At 42.7% G+C, this 3066-nt stretch carries 3 protein-coding genes; 2 read left to right on the top strand and 1 reads right to left on the bottom strand.

Annotated features, from left to right (window positions below; all coding sequences use genetic code 11):
* Positions 1 to 141 precede the first annotated feature (141 nt).
* The gene (locus tag ACFVSH_RS24750; protein WP_192206160.1) at positions 142 to 513 is read right to left on the bottom strand and encodes a winged helix-turn-helix transcriptional regulator; all 372 of its coding nucleotides are present in this window, start codon (positions 511 to 513) and stop codon (positions 142 to 144) included.
* A 188-nt stretch (positions 514 to 701) separates the two neighbouring features.
* Here ACFVSH_RS24750 and ACFVSH_RS24745 point away from each other — a divergent pair, with 188 nt between their 5' ends.
* Together ACFVSH_RS24745 and ACFVSH_RS24740 are read left to right on the top strand one after the other, a co-directional pair.
* Positions 702 to 1907 carry an MFS transporter gene (locus ACFVSH_RS24745; protein WP_260285520.1) on the top strand — a complete coding sequence of 402 codons (1206 nt, stop codon included), beginning with the start codon at positions 702 to 704 and terminating at the stop codon, positions 1905 to 1907.
* Positions 1908 to 2088: 181 nt separating this feature from the next.
* Positions 2089 to 2931, top strand: coding sequence for an aldo/keto reductase (locus ACFVSH_RS24740; RefSeq protein ID WP_387708393.1), 843 nt, complete (start codon positions 2089 to 2091; stop codon positions 2929 to 2931).
* The last annotated feature ends 135 nt before the right edge of the window (positions 2932 to 3066 follow it).

The following is a 3066-nucleotide window of genomic DNA, read 5'->3' as shown; positions in this document are numbered from 1 at the left end:
GGCTCACCGCCCGCCCCGCGGAAAGCGAGCATTGGAGGGGAAATCAACCACACCGAATTACTTGGTGAATAGCAACAAAGTATGCGAAAACAGCCATACAAAAAAAGATTAGCCGCTTCGAGCTAATCTTTTTGTTTGGAATTATTTCAATGGATCATTCAATACACTTTCCTCGAGTACGGAAAACTTATCTCCATACACTCTGGTTATGTGATTTTCCCCCCACGTACATAGTGAGGATAGGATACTTTCCAGGCTTTGCCCATATTCACTAAGTTCATATTCCACTTTAGGGGGGACTTGGTTGTAAACGATACGATTGATGACTTCGTCTTTTTCCAACTCCCTCAATTGTTGGGTCAACATTTTTTGGGTGATGTTCGGCATAAGGCGCTTCAATTCACTGGTCCGCTTTTTTCCGTGGGTCAGATGGCAGAGGATTACGCATTTCCACTTTCCGCCCATTACTTCCAGTGTCGCTTCAACTGATATATTGTATTTCTTTTTTTGCATGATTGGCATACTCTCCTTATTCTATAGGTACTAAAAGGTTCCTATATCACTTTAAAGTACGTACTGTTTTTTATTTGCATTATATCTCATAATAACATTTGCACGCCGAATTCCACTGTACCATTTATAAAAAAAGTTGCTAAGGCAATTTCAATGATAGTACAAAATGACAAGAAGGAGAAGAGGATATGATTTCAAATAAAAATAAAAGTACATGGGCATTGCTGGCTTTAGCGATCAGTGCCTTTGCAATTGGAACAACAGAGTTCATCAGCGTGGGATTATTGCCGCTCATTTCTAAAGATTTACACATTACAGTGACGACGGCGGGATTGACGGTATCCTTATACGCCTTGGGGGTCATGTTCGGGGCACCTATCCTGACATCCCTGACATCGAATATGTCGCGAAAGACTTTATTGCTTTGGATAATGGTCGTGTTCATTGCCGGAAATGCATTAGCGGCTTCTGCAACCACTGTCGGTGTATTATTGATCGCACGTGTTATTTCAGCGCTTGCACATGGTATCTTCATGTCGATCGGCGCTACGATTGCGGCTGATTTGGTCCCTGAAAACCGCAGGGCTAGTGCCATCGCCATCATGTTTACAGGTCTGACGGTGGCAACGGTGACCGGAGTTCCTTTTGGAACCTTCATCGGTCAGCAATTCGGCTGGAGATTCGCTTTCATCATCATTGTGGCAATCGGCTTGATTGCTTTCATCGGAAACGGCATCCTGGTTCCATCCAATTTAAGAAAGGCTGCACGGACCACATTCCGTGATCAAATCAAGTTGGTGACGAATGGCCGCTTGCTGCTAGTATTCATCATTACGGCATTGGGGTATGGAGGTACATTCGTTGTCTTCACGTACCTGTCGCCATTACTTCAGGAAGTGACAGGGTTTAAAGAAGGAACTGTGGCCTTGATTTTGCTAATATATGGAGTAGCAATAGCGATAGGAAATACCCTTGGCGGGAAATTCGCCAATCGCAATCCTATTAATGCCCTATTCTATATGTTTCTTATACAAGCCATTGTACTAGTGGCTTTGTCTTTCACGGCACCGTTTAAGATTGCCGGTTTAATTACGATCATTTTAATGGGATTGTTTGCATTCATGAACGTTCCGGGGCTTCAAGTGTATGTGGTCATGTTAGCGGAGCGTTTCGTACCGAGTGCAGTGGACGTGGCATCGGCCATCAATATTGCCGCCTTCAATGCGGGAATCGCCATTGGTGCCTACTTGGGAGGGGTGATTACGGATTCGATCGGACTGATCCATACAGCGTGGATAGGTGGAGTCATGGTGTTTGCAGCAGTGATTTTAACAGCATGGAGCCGTGCCCTGGAAAGTAAAGATCGTTCCAAGGGAACTGACAAAATAGCATAGGATTGAAAAAGTGATGCATGTTAGAAAAAGCATGCTATACGTTTAGAGTATCAATAACCAAGTATCATTGCATCCCTTCAGGGAATGATGGAAGGTTCCTTGAAGGGATGTAATGATACTGATACTTAAGCGCATTACGATCCTAAAAAACAATGAAGAAAAAATTTGGAGGTAGAGTATAATGGTGAAAAATTTACAAGATACAACAACGTTGCATAATGGCGTTAAAATGCCTTGGTTCGGATTGGGCGTATTTAAGGTGGAAGAAGGGCCGGAGCTGGTAAATGCAGTTAAAGTGGCCATTAAACATGGTTATCGCAGTATCGATACGGCTGCCATTTATGAAAATGAAGAAGGAGTCGGACAAGGGATCCGTGAGGGCATTAAAGAAGCCGGAATCTCCAGGGAAGACTTATTCGTAACTTCAAAAGTCTGGAATGCCGATTTAGGATATGAATCAGCAATTGCGGCATACGAAAAAAGCTTAAAGAAACTTGGTTTGGATTACTTGGATTTATATCTTATCCATTGGCCAGTGGAAGGAAAATATAAAGCAGCCTGGAGAGCGTTGGAAACTCTTTATAAAGAAGGAAAAGTAAAAGCGATCGGTGTGAGCAATTTCCAGATTCACCATCTTAAAGATTTAATGGAGGATGCAGAAGTGAAGCCGATGGTCAATCAAGTGGAATGCCATCCGCGTTTAACTCAAAAAGAAGTTCAGGCATTCTGTAAGGAACAAGGGATACAGCTTGAAGCGTGGTCACCATTGATGCAAGGTGAACTTCTGGATAATGACGTTTTACAAGCAATTGCGACCAAGCATGGCAAATCAGTTGCACAAGTCATTTTGCGCTGGAACATTCAAAACGGGATTGTAACGATTCCAAAATCCACTAAAGAACATCGTATTGTAGAAAACTCATCTATATTCGATTTCGAATTGACGGAAGAGGAAATGAATCAAATTGATGGATTGAACCAAAATCACCGTGTTGGTCCAGATCCTGATAATTTCGACTTTTAATCAAGTATGAAGGAGAGGGACGGGATATCCGTCATTCTCTTTTTTTAGGCTCTTTTCGTAAAGATTGTTGTTTTAAAACAAAACGATTTAAGATTGATTGGAGCGCAAGTGCGAGACTCCTGCGGGAGCAGCGGG

Source organism: Peribacillus sp. NPDC058002 (genome assembly GCF_042886655.1).
Lineage (GTDB): Bacteria > Bacillota > Bacilli > Bacillales > DSM-1321 > Peribacillus > Peribacillus aracenensis.
This window is presented reverse-complemented; position numbering and strand designations above follow the sequence as displayed.

Excerpts from the sequence above, each read along its gene's own strand:
- ACFVSH_RS24750 (WP_192206160.1), bottom strand. The coding sequence starts at position 513 with ATGCAAAAAAAGAAATACAATATATCAGTTGAAGCGACACTGGAAGTA.
- ACFVSH_RS24740 (WP_387708393.1), top strand. The coding sequence starts at position 2,089 with ATGGTGAAAAATTTACAAGATACAACAACGTTGCATAATGGCGTTAAA.
- ACFVSH_RS24745 (WP_260285520.1), top strand. The coding sequence starts at position 702 with ATGATTTCAAATAAAAATAAAAGTACATGGGCATTGCTGGCTTTAGCG.